Genomic DNA, 10,902 nt, shown 5'->3' with positions numbered 1-10,902 from the left:
GGGGGGGTCGGCGTGGGGGGGGGGGTGTGGGGACAAAGCCCAGAGGCTTTTTTTTTCTTTTGTTTGTGGGGGAGGGTTGTCCTTCAACCCCCCCCCCCAACACTTTTGCGGCAATCGTCAACTCCAGTTGAGGGGCCGGTGTCCTTTTGAGGGCTCCGGTACATAATTACATGGATAGTCAGAACATTCGCATTCGCCTCAAGGCGTTTGACCATCGCGTGCTGGATCAGTCCACGCGTGAGATCGTCAATACGGCGAAGCGCACTGGCGCAGAGGTCCGCGGCCCGATTCCGCTGCCGACCCGCATCGAAAAGTACACTGTTCTGCGGTCTCCGCACGTGAACAAAAAGTCACGCGAACAGCTTGAAATCCGTACGCACAAGCGTCTTCTCGACATTGTCGACCCGACCCCGCAAACCGTCGATGCTCTTATGAAGCTCGACCTTGCGTCCGGTGTCGATGTCGAGATCAAACTTTAATCGGGAGTAAGCCGCAATGCGTAGTGGACTTATTACCCAGAAGGTCGGTATGACCCGCGTCTTCAACGACGACGGTTCCCACCTTCCTGTAACCGTTCTGAAGGTCGAAGATCTTCAGGTTGTCGCCAACCGTACCAACGACACAGACGGCTACGTCGCTGTTCAGCTTGGTTATGGCAAAGCGAAAGTGAAAAACGTATCCAAGCCGATGCGTGGCCACTTCGCCAAAGCCAAGGTTGAGCCGAAAGCCAAACTTGCTGAATTCCGCGTGAGCGAAGATGGCCTGATCGAAGTTGGTGCAGAACTTGCTGCAACCCATTTCGTCGAAGGCCAGTACGTTGACGTAATCGGCACGTCCATCGGTAAAGGTTTTGCCGGTGCGATGAAGCGTCACAACTTCGGTGGTCTGCGTGCGTCGCACGGTGTGTCTGTATCGCACCGTTCGCATGGTTCCACCGGTCAGTGCCAGGACCCGGGCCGCGTCTTCAAAGGTAAGAAGATGGCTGGTCACCTCGGTGCCGCACGTGTAACCGTTCAGTCCCTTAAAGTCGTGTCTTCGGACGCCGACAAAGGCCTGATCCTGGTGCATGGTGCCGTTCCGGGTCACAAGGGTGCCTATGTCCTTGTCAAGGATGCCGTGAAGCGTGCTGCACCGGAAGGTCTGCCGTTCCCGGCCGCGCTCAAGGGTGCTGCCCCGGCCGCTGAAGAAGCTGTCGCCGAGGATAAGGAATAAGCATCATGAAGCTCGACATTCTCAAACTTGACGCTTCCAAGTCCGGTAAGATTGATCTTGCAGAAGACATCTTTGGTCTGGAAGTACGTCGTGACGTCCTGCACCGCATGGTGAACTGGCAGCTGGCAAAACGCCGTGCCGGTACCCACAAGGTAAAGGAAAAGTCCGAAGTTTCCGCAACCACGAAAAAATTCGTGCGTCAGAAGGGTAGTGGCGGTGCACGTCACGGTTCCCGTAAAGCCGCACAGTTCCGTGGTGGTGGTACCGTGCACGGTCCGCGCGTTCGCGACCACGCACACGATCTGACCAAGAAGTTCCGTAAACTCGCGCTGAAAACCGCTCTGTCGGCTAAGGCAAAAGACGGTAAGCTTATCGTTCTTGATAATGCGGAATTCTCGGACGCCAAAACCAAGAATCTGGTCGCAGTTTTCAATAAACTCGGCTGGAAGTCTGCACTGATCATCGACGGTGCGCAGGTCAACGAAGGTTTTGCACGCGCAGCGCGCAACATCCCGCAGGTTGATGTGCTCCCACAGATTGGTGCTAACGTCTATGACATCCTGCGCCGTGACACCCTGGTGCTGACCAAGGGTGCGGTCGAAGCGTTGGAGGCACGTCTCAAATGACGATCATCAGCAAAGAGCGGATGTACGAAGTCATCCGCGCCCCGCATATCACTGAAAAGTCGACGCTGATTTCTGAACACAACGCAGTTGCGTTCAAAGTTGCGATCGACGCCACCAAGCCGGAGATCAAGGCTGCTGTGGAAGGTCTGTTCGGGGTGAAGGTCAAGGCGGTCAATACCTCTGTGGTAAAAGGAAAGACCAAGCGTTTTCGCGGTATTTCCGGTCGTCGGAGCGATTTCAAGAAAGCGATGGTGACCCTCGAAGAGGGCCAGTCCATCGATGTGACTACGGGAATCTAAGACAATGGCTTTGAAGAAGTTTAAACCAACCTCTCCTGGTCGCCGTCAGCTGGTTCTCGTGGATCGTTCTGATCTCCACAAGGGCAAGCCGATCAAAGCGTTGACCGAAGGTCTTCGCAAGAAAGGTGGCCGTAACAACACTGGTCGTATCACCGCCCGCCGTATTGGTGGTGGTCACAAACGTCGTTACCGTCTCATCGACTTCAAACGTACCAAGTTTGACGTCGTCGGTACCGTCGAGCGTTTGGAATATGATCCGAACCGTACCGCGTTTATCGCACTGGTTCGCTATTCCGACGACGAGCTGGCCTACATCCTCGCACCGCAGCGTCTCGCTGTCGGCGACAACATTGTTGCCGCTGAACGCGTAGACATTAAGCCGGGTAACGCCGCACCGCTGAAGAACATTCCGGTCGGTACCATTGTCCATAACGTCGAACTGAAAGCCGGTAAAGGTGGTCAGGTCGCACGTTCAGCAGGCTCGTATGTACAGCTTGTTGGTAAGGACCAGGGTTACGCCCAGCTTAAGCTGTCCTCCGGTGAGGTACGTTTGGTTCGTGGTGAATGCATGGCTACCATCGGTGCCGTGTCCAACCCGGACCATCAGAACTCGAACCTTGGTAAAGCCGGCCGTAATCGCTGGCTTGGCAAGCGTCCTTCGGTTCGTGGCGTTGCCATGAACCCGATCGATCACCCGCATGGTGGTGGTGAAGGTCGTACGTCGGGTGGTCGTCACCCGGTTACGCCGTGGGGCAAGCCTACCAAGGGCAAACGTACCCGCTCGAACAAAAAGACCGACGCGCTCATCATGCGCCGTCGTCACAAGAGCTAACGGAGGAGGCTAGACTATGGCGCGTTCCGTTTGGAAGGGTCCGTTTGTTGACGGATACCTTCTTAAGAAAGCCGATACTGTCCGTGCCTCAGGCCGGAATGAGGTAATTAAGACCTGGTCGCGGCGTTCGACGATTTTGCCGCAATTCGTAGGCCTCACCTTTGGGGTTTACAATGGCCAGAAATTCCTGCCGGTGCTCGTGACCGAAGATATGATTGGTCACAAGTTCGGTGAATTCTCGCCGACCCGTACCTACTATGGTCACGCGGCCGACAAAAAGGCGAAGAGGAAGTAACGATGGGTAAGAAAGCTGACATCCGTCGGCTGGCGGATAACGAGGCCGCGGCTTCGCTCCGGGCAGTACGCATTTCCCCGCGTAAGCTCAACCTCGTCGCCGAGTCGATTCGTGGTATGAAGGCAGAAGCTGCTTTGGCAGAACTGACCTTCTCCAATAAACGCATTTCGCAGGACGTCAAAAAGCTGCTGGAATCGGCAATTGCTAATGCCGAAAACAACCATCAGCTCGATGTTGACCGTCTCTATATTAAAGAGGCATCTGTTGGTAAGGCCTTCGTAATGAAGCGCTGGCGCGCCCGTGCACGCGGTCGTGTTGGCAAAATCATTAAGCCGTTCTCCAACATGCGCATCGTCGTTTGCGAACGTGAGGAGGCCGAGTAATGGGTCAGAAAATTAATCCGATCGGTCTGCGCGTTGGCATTAACCGTACCTGGGACTCCCGCTGGTACGCCAACAAGGCCGATTTCGCTGGTCTTCTTCACGAAGATCTCGCGATCCGCAATTTCATCTTCGACCGTCTGAAACAGGCGGGTGTATCGAAGGTGATTATCGAACGTCCGGCGAAGAAAGCCCGCATTTCGATCCACACCGCTCGTCCGGGCGTTGTGATCGGGAAAAAAGGCCAGGACATCGAGAAGCTCAAGAACGATCTGCAGAAACTGGCAAATGCCGAAGTGCAGGTTAACATCATCGAGATCCGCAAGCCGGAACTCGATGCCAAGCTGGTCGCTGACAACATCGCCCAGCAGCTTGAGCGCCGTGTTTCGTTCCGTCGCGCTATGAAGCGCTCGGTTCAGAACGCAATGCGTCTCGGTGCCGGTGGCATTCGTATTAATGCTGCTGGTCGTCTTGGTGGCGCTGAAATCGCCCGTACCGAATGGTACCGTGAAGGTCGCGTTCCGCTGCATACCCTGCGTGCGGACGTTGATTATGGCACTTCCGAAGCACACACCACCTATGGTGTTTGCGGTCTGAAGGTCTGGATCTTCAAGGGCGAAATCATGGCACATGATCCGTTGGCTTCTGAGCGTCGCGCTCTCGAGTCGGCTGGTTCCGGTCGTAAGTAAGGAGATCCCGATATGCTTTCTCCGAAACGTACAAAGTTCCGTAAAGCCCACAAAGGCCGCCTCAAAGGCGAAGCCAAGGGTGGTACCGAACTTAATTTCGGCGCTTATGGCTTGAAAGCCATGGAGCCGGAGCGTATAACGGCGCGTCAGATCGAAGCGGCTCGCCGCGCGATCACCCGCCACATGCGCCGTCAAGGCCGTGTGTGGATTCGCGTTTTCCCGGATCTCCCGGTCTCGCAGAAGCCTGCCGAAGTCCGTCAGGGTAAAGGTAAAGGCTCGCCTGAATATTGGGCGGCACGCGTTAAACCGGGTCGGATCATGTTTGAACTCGACGGTGTTCCGTTGGATCTTGCACGCCGAGCTTTCGAGCTGGCAGCGGCAAAATTGCCGATCAAGACCAAGTTTGTCACCCGTCTTGGTGAAGGGGAGTAATTAGTGATGAAAATTGCTGATCTCCGCGCTAAAAGCGCTGACGAACTGAAGCAGCTGCTTCTGGACCTGCGTAAGGAATCGTTCAATATGCGTTTCCAGCAGGCTTCTGGGCAGTTCGAGAACACTGCGCGGGTCCGCCAGGTCCGTCGTGATATTGCCCGCATTAAAACCCTTCTCGGTAACGAGAAGGGTGCAACCGCGGCCTAACTGGACACGCAGAGGAGTAGACACACATGCCGAGGCGTGTATTGCAGGGGACAGTCGTTTCGACCAAAAACGACAAGACCGTGGTGGTCCGAGTGGAGCGCCAGGTCATGCACCCGCTGTATAAAAAGTACGTGCGTAAGTCGAAGAAATTCCACGCGCACGATGAAGAGAACCGCTTCAAAACGGGTGACGTTGTTCGCATTCGCGAATGCAAACCGATCTCGAAGTTGAAGTCTTGGGAAGTAGTGGTCGAGGAGTGAGTCCTCAGCCCAATCATAGTCAAGGGGTAAACCCATGATCCAGATGCAGTCCAATCTGGACGTCGCCGACAACAGCGGCGCTCGCCGCGTCCAGTGCATCAAGGTGCTGGGCGGCTCGAAGCGCAAAACCGCCAACGTTGGTGATGTTATCGTGGTTTCCGTCAAGGAAGCCATTCCGCGCGGTCGCGTAAAGAAGGGTGCAGTTCACAAAGCTGTCATCGTTCGCACCGCAAAGGAAATTCGTCGTGCCGATGGCTCGGCGATCCGCTTTGACCGCAACGCTGCCGTTCTCATTAATGCGAACGGCGAGCCGATCGGCACGCGTATTTTTGGCCCGGTAACCCGTGAACTTCGTTCTAAAGGTTACATGAAGATCATTTCGCTCGCTCCGGAGGTGCTGTAATGGCTGCCAAGATTAAAAAGGGCGATCGCGTCGTTGTTCTGACGGGTAAAGACAAAGGGAAAACCGGCGAAGTTCTCGCCGCTTTCCCGACCGAGAACAAAGTTCTGGTTTCGGGCATTAACCTGGTGAAACGTCACCAGCGCCCGACCGGTGCTGATGCTGGTGGCATCGTCGAAAAGGAAGCAAAAATTGCTGTTTCCAACGTCGCGATTGTTGACCCGAAAGAAAACAAGCCGACCCGCGTCGGTTTCAAGACCCTCGATGATGGTCGCAAGGTTCGCGTAGCGAAGCTCAGCGGCGAAGTCATCGACAACTGAGGGACGGAAAAATGACGCGCCTGCGCGAACATTACAAAGAAGTGGTGCGTGACGCACTCCAGAAGGAGTTCTCCTACGAGAACACCATGGAGATTCCGCGCCTCGAGAAAATCGTGATCAACATGGGTGTCGGCGACGCCACCCAGGATCGTAAGAAGCTGGAAGGTGCTGCTGCGGATCTCGCTGCTATCACCGGTCAGAAGCCTGTCTTCACCAAGGCGAAAAAGTCCGTTGCGGCTTTCAAGCTGCGTGAAGGTATGAACATCGGTTGTAAAGTGACCTTGCGTCGCGACCGTATGTTTGAGTTCTTGGACCGCCTGGTCACCATCGCGCTGCCGCGCGTTCGTGACTTCCGCGGCCTGAACAAAAAATCTTTCGATGGTCGTGGCAACTTTGCCATGGGCTTGAAAGAACAGTTCGTCTTTCCTGAGGTAGAGTACGACAAAGTCGACTCTGTTCGCGGGATGGATATCATCATTTGTACCACGGCTAAGTCCGACGATGAAGCTCTCGCCCTTCTTAAGGGCTTTGATCTTCCGTTCGGAAACTAACGGAGGTTGGCCCATGGCCAAGAAAAGCGCTGTAGAGCGTGAACTCAAACGTGAACGCCTGGCTAAAAAATATTCTGCCAAGCGTGCCGCCCTTAAAGCGGTTATCGCAAATCGCGAGACGACCCCTGAGGATCGTATCGTTGCTGTGATGAAACTCGCCCAGCTGCCGCGTAACTCGGCTCGTATCCGTCAGCGTATTCGCTGCCAGATCACCGGTCGTCCGCGTGGTGTCTATCGCAAATTCCGCCTGTCCCGTATCGCGCTTCGTGAACTTGCTTCACGTGGTCAGATCCCGGGCATGGTGAAGTCGAGCTGGTAAGGAGGACATCACATGTCGATGACTGATCCAGTCGGTGATATGCTCACGCGTATCCGTAACGGCCAGCGCGTTGGTAAATCCAGCGTCGTTTCGCCGGCTTCGAAACTGCGTACCGGTGTGCTGGATGTTCTCCAGCGCGAAGGTTATATCCGCGGTTACAATGTTAATGAAATTCGCAAGGGCGTCAGCGAAATCACCATCGAACTCAAATATTTTGAGGGTGATGGCGTGATTAAGCAGATCGACCGCGTCTCGACCCCGGGTCGTCGTGTATATTCGAAGATCAAAGATCTTCCGAAGGTATATAACGGTCTGGGCATCGCAGTCCTGTCCACTCCGCGAGGGGTTCTATCGGATCAGGAGGCTCGCGAGCAGAATGTCGGCGGCGAAATCCTCTGCAAGGTATTCTAAGGAGGGCCAACGATGTCGCGAGTAGGAAAAAACCCGGTGGTCGTGCCTAACGGCGTTACCATCACCTTGACCGAAGAGCAGATCAGCGCAAAAGGCAAGCTCGGTGAGCTTAACCTGGCTTTGACCTCGGACGTATCCGTCACTCAGGAAGATAACCAGATCTTCGTGAAACCTAAAAACGATAGCAAGCGCGCTCGTGCCCTTTGGGGTACCACCCGTGCCAATATCGCGAACCTCGTTACCGGGGTTTCGGAAGGGTTCACCAAGAAACTGGAAATCACCGGTGTTGGTTACCGTGCGCAGGTTCAGGGCAAAAACCTGGTTCTGCAGCTTGGCTTCTCACATGACGTAGAAATGGAGATCCCTGCGGGTCTTAACGTCGTTGCTGAAAAGCCGACCCTCGTCGCCATTTCTGGCGCAGATAAACAACTCGTTGGTCAGTTCGCTGCGAATGCACGCGGCTGGCGCGGTCCGGAGCCTTACAAAGGCAAGGGTGTCCGCTACGAAGGCGAGTATATCTTGCGCAAAGAAGGCAAGAAGAAGTAAGGACAGGCACGATGAAAAACGTGAGAAGCCTATTCGAACGCCGCAAGCGTCGCGTTCGTTTTGCGATCCGCCAGAAAGCGGCCGGTCGCCCGCGCCTCAGCGTGCACCGTTCGAACGCCCACATCTATGCTCAGATCATCGACGACGTCAAAGGCACCACCCTGGTGGCTGCCTCGACGATGGAGAAAGATCTGAAGGCGAAAGGCAGCAATGCCGACGCCGCTGCTCTGGTTGGCAAGGCAATTGCCGAGCGCGCAGTCAAAGCTGGTGTGAAAACGGTCGTTTTCGATCGTGGCGGGTATCTGTTCCATGGCCGGGTGAAAGCTCTGGCCGATGCCGCCCGTGAGGGCGGTCTGGACTTCTAAGGAGCACGACCATGGCACGTAACCAGAATCAACAGCAGCAGGCGCCGAAAGCCCGTGAAGAAAACGAACTCGTCGACAAGCTGGTTGGTATCAACCGCGTCGCGAAAGTCGTTAAGGGTGGCCGTCGCTTTGCTTTCTCCGCAATGGTAGTTGTCGGTGACCAGCGCGGTCGCGTCGGATACGGCACGGGTAAAGCCCGTGAAGTTCCGGAAGCGATCCGTAAGGCCACCGAAGCTGCTAAACGTAACATGATCCGCGTTCCGCTGCGTGAAGGCCGTACCCTTCACCATGATACGCAGGGCCATTTCGGTGCAGGCAAGGTTATCCTTCGCTCCGCTCCGGCTGGTACCGGTATCATCGCAGGCGGTGCGATGCGTGCGGTTTTCGAAACCATGGGCGTTCAGGACGTTGTGTCCAAATGCACCGGTTCGAACAACCCGCACAACGTGATCCGCGCAACCCTTGACGCTCTGGTCAACGGTGCTTCCCCGCGTCAGGTCGCTGCTAAGCGTGGCCTGAAAGTCGGTGACGTCGTTGCCCGTCGCGATAGCGGTTCGGCTGCTGCCGCCGTTCTCGAAAAGGAGTAATTCGATATGGCTGCTAAGAAAAAAGCGACCGTACGCGTTACCCAGACGGGTTCGCCGATCGGACGTCCGGCTGATCAGCGCCAGACCCTTGTTGGTCTTGGCCTGAACAAACTGCACCGGACTCGTGAGCTGGAAGATACTCCGGCTGTTCGCGGTATGATCGCAAAGGTCAAACACCTCGTCCGTGTGGACGAGGCTTGATTGACCCCAGATCGAAAAGGTGTTGAACGATGAAACTCAACGAACTCGCCGATAACCCGGGTGCCCGCAAGGCGCGCACCCGCGTCGGTCGCGGCATCGGTTCGGGCAAAGGCAAAACTTCTGGCGCAGGTCAGAAGGGTCAGAAGTCCCGTTCGGGTGTAGCCATCAATGGCTTCGAAGGTGGGCAGATGCCTATCTATCGCCGTCTTCCGAAACGCGGCTTCAAAAACCCGTTCAAGAAACAGTTCGGCGTTGTGAACCTTGGTACCCTTCAGACTGCTGTTGATAACGGCGTTCTTGAAGAAGGTGCAAATGTCACCGTCGCTGTTCTTGCGGAAAAAGGTCTGGCTCGTCCGCAGAAAGACGGTCTGCGTCTTCTTGCCAAAGGCGAACTGAAAGCGAAACTGAACATCGAAATCTCCGGTGCTTCCAAAGCAGCTGTTGAAGCTGTCGAGAAAGCTGGTGGTTCGGTCAAGGTTCTTGCTCCGGTCGCTGCTGCAGAATCCGCAGAATAAGCCTAAATTGACTTCGAGAGGGTCCGGTTCCAGTACACGGGACCGGACCCTCCAGTTTATGTGTATTGGGAGATGAGTGCATGGCATCGGCCGCCGAGCAGCTTGCCGCGAACCTGAATTGGTCCGCTTTTTCAAAGTCAACCGAGCTTAAAAAGCGTATCTGGTTCACTTTGGGCGCGCTTATTGTTTACCGTCTTGGAACCTATATTCCGGTTCCTGGTGTCGACCCGTCTATTCTTGCTGACATTTTCCGTCAGAATGCGGGTGGCGTTCTGGGCATGTTTGACATGTTCGCCGGTGGTGCGCTGGGTCGTATGACGATCTTCGCGCTGAATATCATGCCGTACATCTCGGCCTCGATTATTATTCAGTTGATGACGACTGTTTCGCCAACGCTTGAGCAACTCAAGAAGGAAGGCGAGCAGGGTCGTAAAAAGATTAATCAATATACCCGCTATCTGACGGTGCTGATCGCAACGGTGCAGGCATGGGGCATTGCTGTTGGTCTTGAAAGCATGACCGGTTCTTCCGGTGCTGCTGTTCCGGATCCGGGCATGTTCTTCCGCATTACCGCTGTGATCACCCTTGTTGGTGGCACCATGTTCCTGATGTGGCTTGGTGAACAGATCACCCAGCGCGGCATTGGTAACGGTATTTCGCTGATCATCTTTGCCGGTATTGTTGCCGGTCTGCCAAGCGCGATTGCAGGTACCCTTGAACTGGGTCGTACCGGTGCGATCTCTGCACTGGTTATCGTTGCAATCATCGTTCTGGCAATCGCGGTTATCGCCTTCATCGTCTTTGTTGAACGTGCACAGCGCCGCGTTCTGATCCAGTACCCGAAACGCCAGGTCGGCATGAAGGTCATGGAAGGTCAGAGCTCGCACCTGCCGCTCAAGATCAACACTGCCGGTGTTATTCCGCCGATCTTCGCAAGCTCGCTGCTGCTCATGCCGCTGTCGGTTGCCCAGTTCACCACCGGTGTTGATGCTCCGGCCTGGTTGACGACTGCAACTGCACTGCTTGGCCGTGGTCAGCCGCTTTATATTGCGCTTTATATCGGTTTGATCGTCTTCTTTGCCTTCTTCTACACCGCGGTTGTGTTCAACCCGGAAGATACGGCAGACAACCTGAAGAAACATGGTGGCTTTATTCCGGGCATTCGTCCGGGTAAAAATACAGCCAACTATCTGGATTTCATTCTGACCCGTCTGACGGTGATCGGTGCAGCGTATCTCGCATTCGTCTGTATCCTGCCGGAACTGCTGATCGCGGAATGGTCTGTTCCCTTCTACTTTGGTGGGACTAGCCTCCTGATCGTTGTCACGGTAACCATGGATACCGTTGCGCAGATTCAGTCTCATATGCTGGCTCATCAGTATGAAGGCCTGATCAAGAAATCCAAACTGCGTGGTCGCCGCCGCTAACAAGCGACCACCGCATTCAGGGGGAAGA

At 55.2% G+C, this 10,902-nt stretch carries 22 protein-coding genes; all 22 read left to right on the top strand.

Translation table 11 applies throughout. The annotated features are described in order from the left end of the window. Nucleotides 1-170: 170 nt before the first annotated feature. The 22 genes from rpsJ (at nt 171) to secY (ending at nt 10,874) form a co-directional block, all read left to right on the top strand. Nucleotides 171-479, top strand: a complete 309-nt coding sequence (gene rpsJ / locus AC5Q5A_RS16600) for a 30S ribosomal protein S10 (protein WP_008892173.1) — start codon at nt 171-173, stop codon at nt 477-479. A gap of 16 nt (nt 480-495) precedes the next feature. After that, the gene (rplC, locus tag AC5Q5A_RS16595) at nt 496-1,212 is read left to right on the top strand and encodes a 50S ribosomal protein L3 (RefSeq protein ID WP_008892174.1); all 717 of its coding nucleotides are present in this window, start codon (nt 496-498) and stop codon (nt 1,210-1,212) included. A 5-nt stretch (nt 1,213-1,217) separates the two neighbouring features. Then, nucleotides 1,218-1,838, top strand: a complete 621-nt coding sequence (rplD, locus tag AC5Q5A_RS16590; protein ID WP_008892175.1) for a 50S ribosomal protein L4 — start codon at nt 1,218-1,220, stop codon at nt 1,836-1,838. Further along, on the top strand, nt 1,835-2,137 hold the full coding sequence (locus tag AC5Q5A_RS16585) for a 50S ribosomal protein L23 (RefSeq protein ID WP_008892176.1): 303 nt from the start codon (nt 1,835-1,837) through the stop codon (nt 2,135-2,137). Before rplD ends, AC5Q5A_RS16585 begins: the two co-directional genes overlap by 4 nt. Before the next feature lie 4 nt (nt 2,138-2,141). Then, nucleotides 2,142-2,969, top strand: a complete 828-nt coding sequence (gene rplB / locus AC5Q5A_RS16580) for a 50S ribosomal protein L2 (RefSeq protein WP_063087033.1) — start codon at nt 2,142-2,144, stop codon at nt 2,967-2,969. 16 nt (nt 2,970-2,985) lie between these two features. After that, nucleotides 2,986-3,264 (top strand): 30S ribosomal protein S19, encoded by a 279-nt coding sequence (gene rpsS, locus AC5Q5A_RS16575; protein WP_008892178.1) that lies wholly within the window; start codon nt 2,986-2,988, stop codon nt 3,262-3,264. Nucleotides 3,265-3,266: 2 nt separating this feature from the next. Next, entirely contained in the window at nt 3,267-3,647 is a 381-nt protein-coding gene (rplV, locus tag AC5Q5A_RS16570) for a 50S ribosomal protein L22 (protein ID WP_008892179.1), read from the top strand. Continuing rightward, the gene (rpsC, locus tag AC5Q5A_RS16565) at nt 3,647-4,333 is read left to right on the top strand and encodes a 30S ribosomal protein S3 (RefSeq protein WP_008892180.1); all 687 of its coding nucleotides are present in this window, start codon (nt 3,647-3,649) and stop codon (nt 4,331-4,333) included. Before rplV ends, rpsC begins: the two co-directional genes overlap by 1 nt. A 12-nt stretch (nt 4,334-4,345) precedes the next feature. Continuing rightward, nucleotides 4,346-4,765, top strand: a complete 420-nt coding sequence (gene rplP, locus AC5Q5A_RS16560) for a 50S ribosomal protein L16 (protein WP_008892181.1) — start codon at nt 4,346-4,348, stop codon at nt 4,763-4,765. A gap of 6 nt (nt 4,766-4,771) precedes the next feature. Continuing rightward, entirely contained in the window at nt 4,772-4,972 is a 201-nt protein-coding gene (gene rpmC, locus AC5Q5A_RS16555) for a 50S ribosomal protein L29 (RefSeq protein WP_008892182.1), read from the top strand. Nucleotides 4,973-4,998: 26 nt separating this feature from the next. Beyond that, nucleotides 4,999-5,232 carry a 30S ribosomal protein S17 gene (gene rpsQ, locus AC5Q5A_RS16550; protein ID WP_008892183.1) on the top strand — a complete coding sequence of 78 codons (234 nt, stop codon included), beginning with the start codon at nt 4,999-5,001 and terminating at the stop codon, nt 5,230-5,232. A 34-nt stretch (nt 5,233-5,266) separates the two neighbouring features. Further along, entirely contained in the window at nt 5,267-5,635 is a 369-nt protein-coding gene (gene rplN / locus AC5Q5A_RS16545; RefSeq protein WP_008892184.1) for a 50S ribosomal protein L14, read from the top strand. Then, the gene (gene rplX, locus AC5Q5A_RS16540) at nt 5,635-5,952 is read left to right on the top strand and encodes a 50S ribosomal protein L24 (protein WP_008892185.1); all 318 of its coding nucleotides are present in this window, start codon (nt 5,635-5,637) and stop codon (nt 5,950-5,952) included. Before rplN ends, rplX begins: the two co-directional genes overlap by 1 nt. Before the next feature lie 11 nt (nt 5,953-5,963). Then, entirely contained in the window at nt 5,964-6,503 is a 540-nt protein-coding gene (rplE, locus tag AC5Q5A_RS16535) for a 50S ribosomal protein L5 (protein WP_008892186.1), read from the top strand. A gap of 13 nt (nt 6,504-6,516) precedes the next feature. Continuing rightward, a complete protein-coding gene (gene rpsN / locus AC5Q5A_RS16530; protein WP_064780511.1) occupies nt 6,517-6,822 on the top strand; it encodes a 30S ribosomal protein S14 in 306 nt (101 codons plus the stop codon). 12 nt (nt 6,823-6,834) lie between these two features. Further along, nucleotides 6,835-7,233: a 30S ribosomal protein S8 gene (gene rpsH, locus AC5Q5A_RS16525; RefSeq protein ID WP_008892188.1), complete on the top strand. Its 399-nt coding sequence runs from the start codon at nt 6,835-6,837 to the stop codon at nt 7,231-7,233. A gap of 12 nt (nt 7,234-7,245) precedes the next feature. Continuing rightward, nucleotides 7,246-7,779 (top strand): 50S ribosomal protein L6, encoded by a 534-nt coding sequence (gene rplF / locus AC5Q5A_RS16520; protein WP_008892189.1) that lies wholly within the window; start codon nt 7,246-7,248, stop codon nt 7,777-7,779. Between the two features lie 11 nt (nt 7,780-7,790). Next, nucleotides 7,791-8,144: a 50S ribosomal protein L18 gene (gene rplR / locus AC5Q5A_RS16515; protein WP_008892190.1), complete on the top strand. Its 354-nt coding sequence runs from the start codon at nt 7,791-7,793 to the stop codon at nt 8,142-8,144. Nucleotides 8,145-8,155: 11 nt separating this feature from the next. Then, a complete protein-coding gene (rpsE, locus tag AC5Q5A_RS16510; RefSeq protein WP_008892191.1) occupies nt 8,156-8,731 on the top strand; it encodes a 30S ribosomal protein S5 in 576 nt (191 codons plus the stop codon). A gap of 6 nt (nt 8,732-8,737) precedes the next feature. Continuing rightward, nucleotides 8,738-8,932: a 50S ribosomal protein L30 gene (gene rpmD, locus AC5Q5A_RS16505; protein ID WP_007091489.1), complete on the top strand. Its 195-nt coding sequence runs from the start codon at nt 8,738-8,740 to the stop codon at nt 8,930-8,932. Between the two features lie 29 nt (nt 8,933-8,961). Further along, entirely contained in the window at nt 8,962-9,447 is a 486-nt protein-coding gene (rplO, locus tag AC5Q5A_RS16500; protein ID WP_008892192.1) for a 50S ribosomal protein L15, read from the top strand. Nucleotides 9,448-9,527: 80 nt separating this feature from the next. Continuing rightward, nucleotides 9,528-10,874: a preprotein translocase subunit SecY gene (gene secY / locus AC5Q5A_RS16495; protein ID WP_120225141.1), complete on the top strand. Its 1,347-nt coding sequence runs from the start codon at nt 9,528-9,530 to the stop codon at nt 10,872-10,874. Nucleotides 10,875-10,902: the final 28 nt, after the last annotated feature.

This window comes from Thalassospira sp. CA1 (assembly GCF_059052855.1).
The sequence above is the reverse complement of the archived record's forward strand: the minus strand, read 5'-3'. Positions and strand labels throughout refer to the sequence as shown.

Coding starts and splice junctions, on each gene's coding strand:
- secY (WP_120225141.1), top strand. CDS start 9,528: ATGGCATCGGCCGCCGAGCAGCTTGCCGCGAACCTGAATTGGTCCGCT.
- rplF (WP_008892189.1), top strand. CDS start 7,246: ATGTCGCGAGTAGGAAAAAACCCGGTGGTCGTGCCTAACGGCGTTACC.
- rpsC (WP_008892180.1), top strand. CDS start 3,647: ATGGGTCAGAAAATTAATCCGATCGGTCTGCGCGTTGGCATTAACCGT.
- rpsH (WP_008892188.1), top strand. CDS start 6,835: ATGTCGATGACTGATCCAGTCGGTGATATGCTCACGCGTATCCGTAAC.
- rpmC (WP_008892182.1), top strand. CDS start 4,772: ATGAAAATTGCTGATCTCCGCGCTAAAAGCGCTGACGAACTGAAGCAG.
- rplO (WP_008892192.1), top strand. CDS start 8,962: ATGAAACTCAACGAACTCGCCGATAACCCGGGTGCCCGCAAGGCGCGC.
- rplR (WP_008892190.1), top strand. CDS start 7,791: ATGAAAAACGTGAGAAGCCTATTCGAACGCCGCAAGCGTCGCGTTCGT.
- rpsS (WP_008892178.1), top strand. CDS start 2,986: ATGGCGCGTTCCGTTTGGAAGGGTCCGTTTGTTGACGGATACCTTCTT.
- rplD (WP_008892175.1), top strand. CDS start 1,218: ATGAAGCTCGACATTCTCAAACTTGACGCTTCCAAGTCCGGTAAGATT.
- rplC (WP_008892174.1), top strand. CDS start 496: ATGCGTAGTGGACTTATTACCCAGAAGGTCGGTATGACCCGCGTCTTC.
- rplE (WP_008892186.1), top strand. CDS start 5,964: ATGACGCGCCTGCGCGAACATTACAAAGAAGTGGTGCGTGACGCACTC.
- rplB (WP_063087033.1), top strand. CDS start 2,142: ATGGCTTTGAAGAAGTTTAAACCAACCTCTCCTGGTCGCCGTCAGCTG.
- rpsJ (WP_008892173.1), top strand. CDS start 171: ATGGATAGTCAGAACATTCGCATTCGCCTCAAGGCGTTTGACCATCGC.
- rplP (WP_008892181.1), top strand. CDS start 4,346: ATGCTTTCTCCGAAACGTACAAAGTTCCGTAAAGCCCACAAAGGCCGC.
- rpsQ (WP_008892183.1), top strand. CDS start 4,999: ATGCCGAGGCGTGTATTGCAGGGGACAGTCGTTTCGACCAAAAACGAC.
- AC5Q5A_RS16585 (WP_008892176.1), top strand. CDS start 1,835: ATGACGATCATCAGCAAAGAGCGGATGTACGAAGTCATCCGCGCCCCG.
- rplX (WP_008892185.1), top strand. CDS start 5,635: ATGGCTGCCAAGATTAAAAAGGGCGATCGCGTCGTTGTTCTGACGGGT.
- rpsN (WP_064780511.1), top strand. CDS start 6,517: ATGGCCAAGAAAAGCGCTGTAGAGCGTGAACTCAAACGTGAACGCCTG.
- rplV (WP_008892179.1), top strand. CDS start 3,267: ATGGGTAAGAAAGCTGACATCCGTCGGCTGGCGGATAACGAGGCCGCG.
- rpmD (WP_007091489.1), top strand. CDS start 8,738: ATGGCTGCTAAGAAAAAAGCGACCGTACGCGTTACCCAGACGGGTTCG.
- rpsE (WP_008892191.1), top strand. CDS start 8,156: ATGGCACGTAACCAGAATCAACAGCAGCAGGCGCCGAAAGCCCGTGAA.
- rplN (WP_008892184.1), top strand. CDS start 5,267: ATGATCCAGATGCAGTCCAATCTGGACGTCGCCGACAACAGCGGCGCT.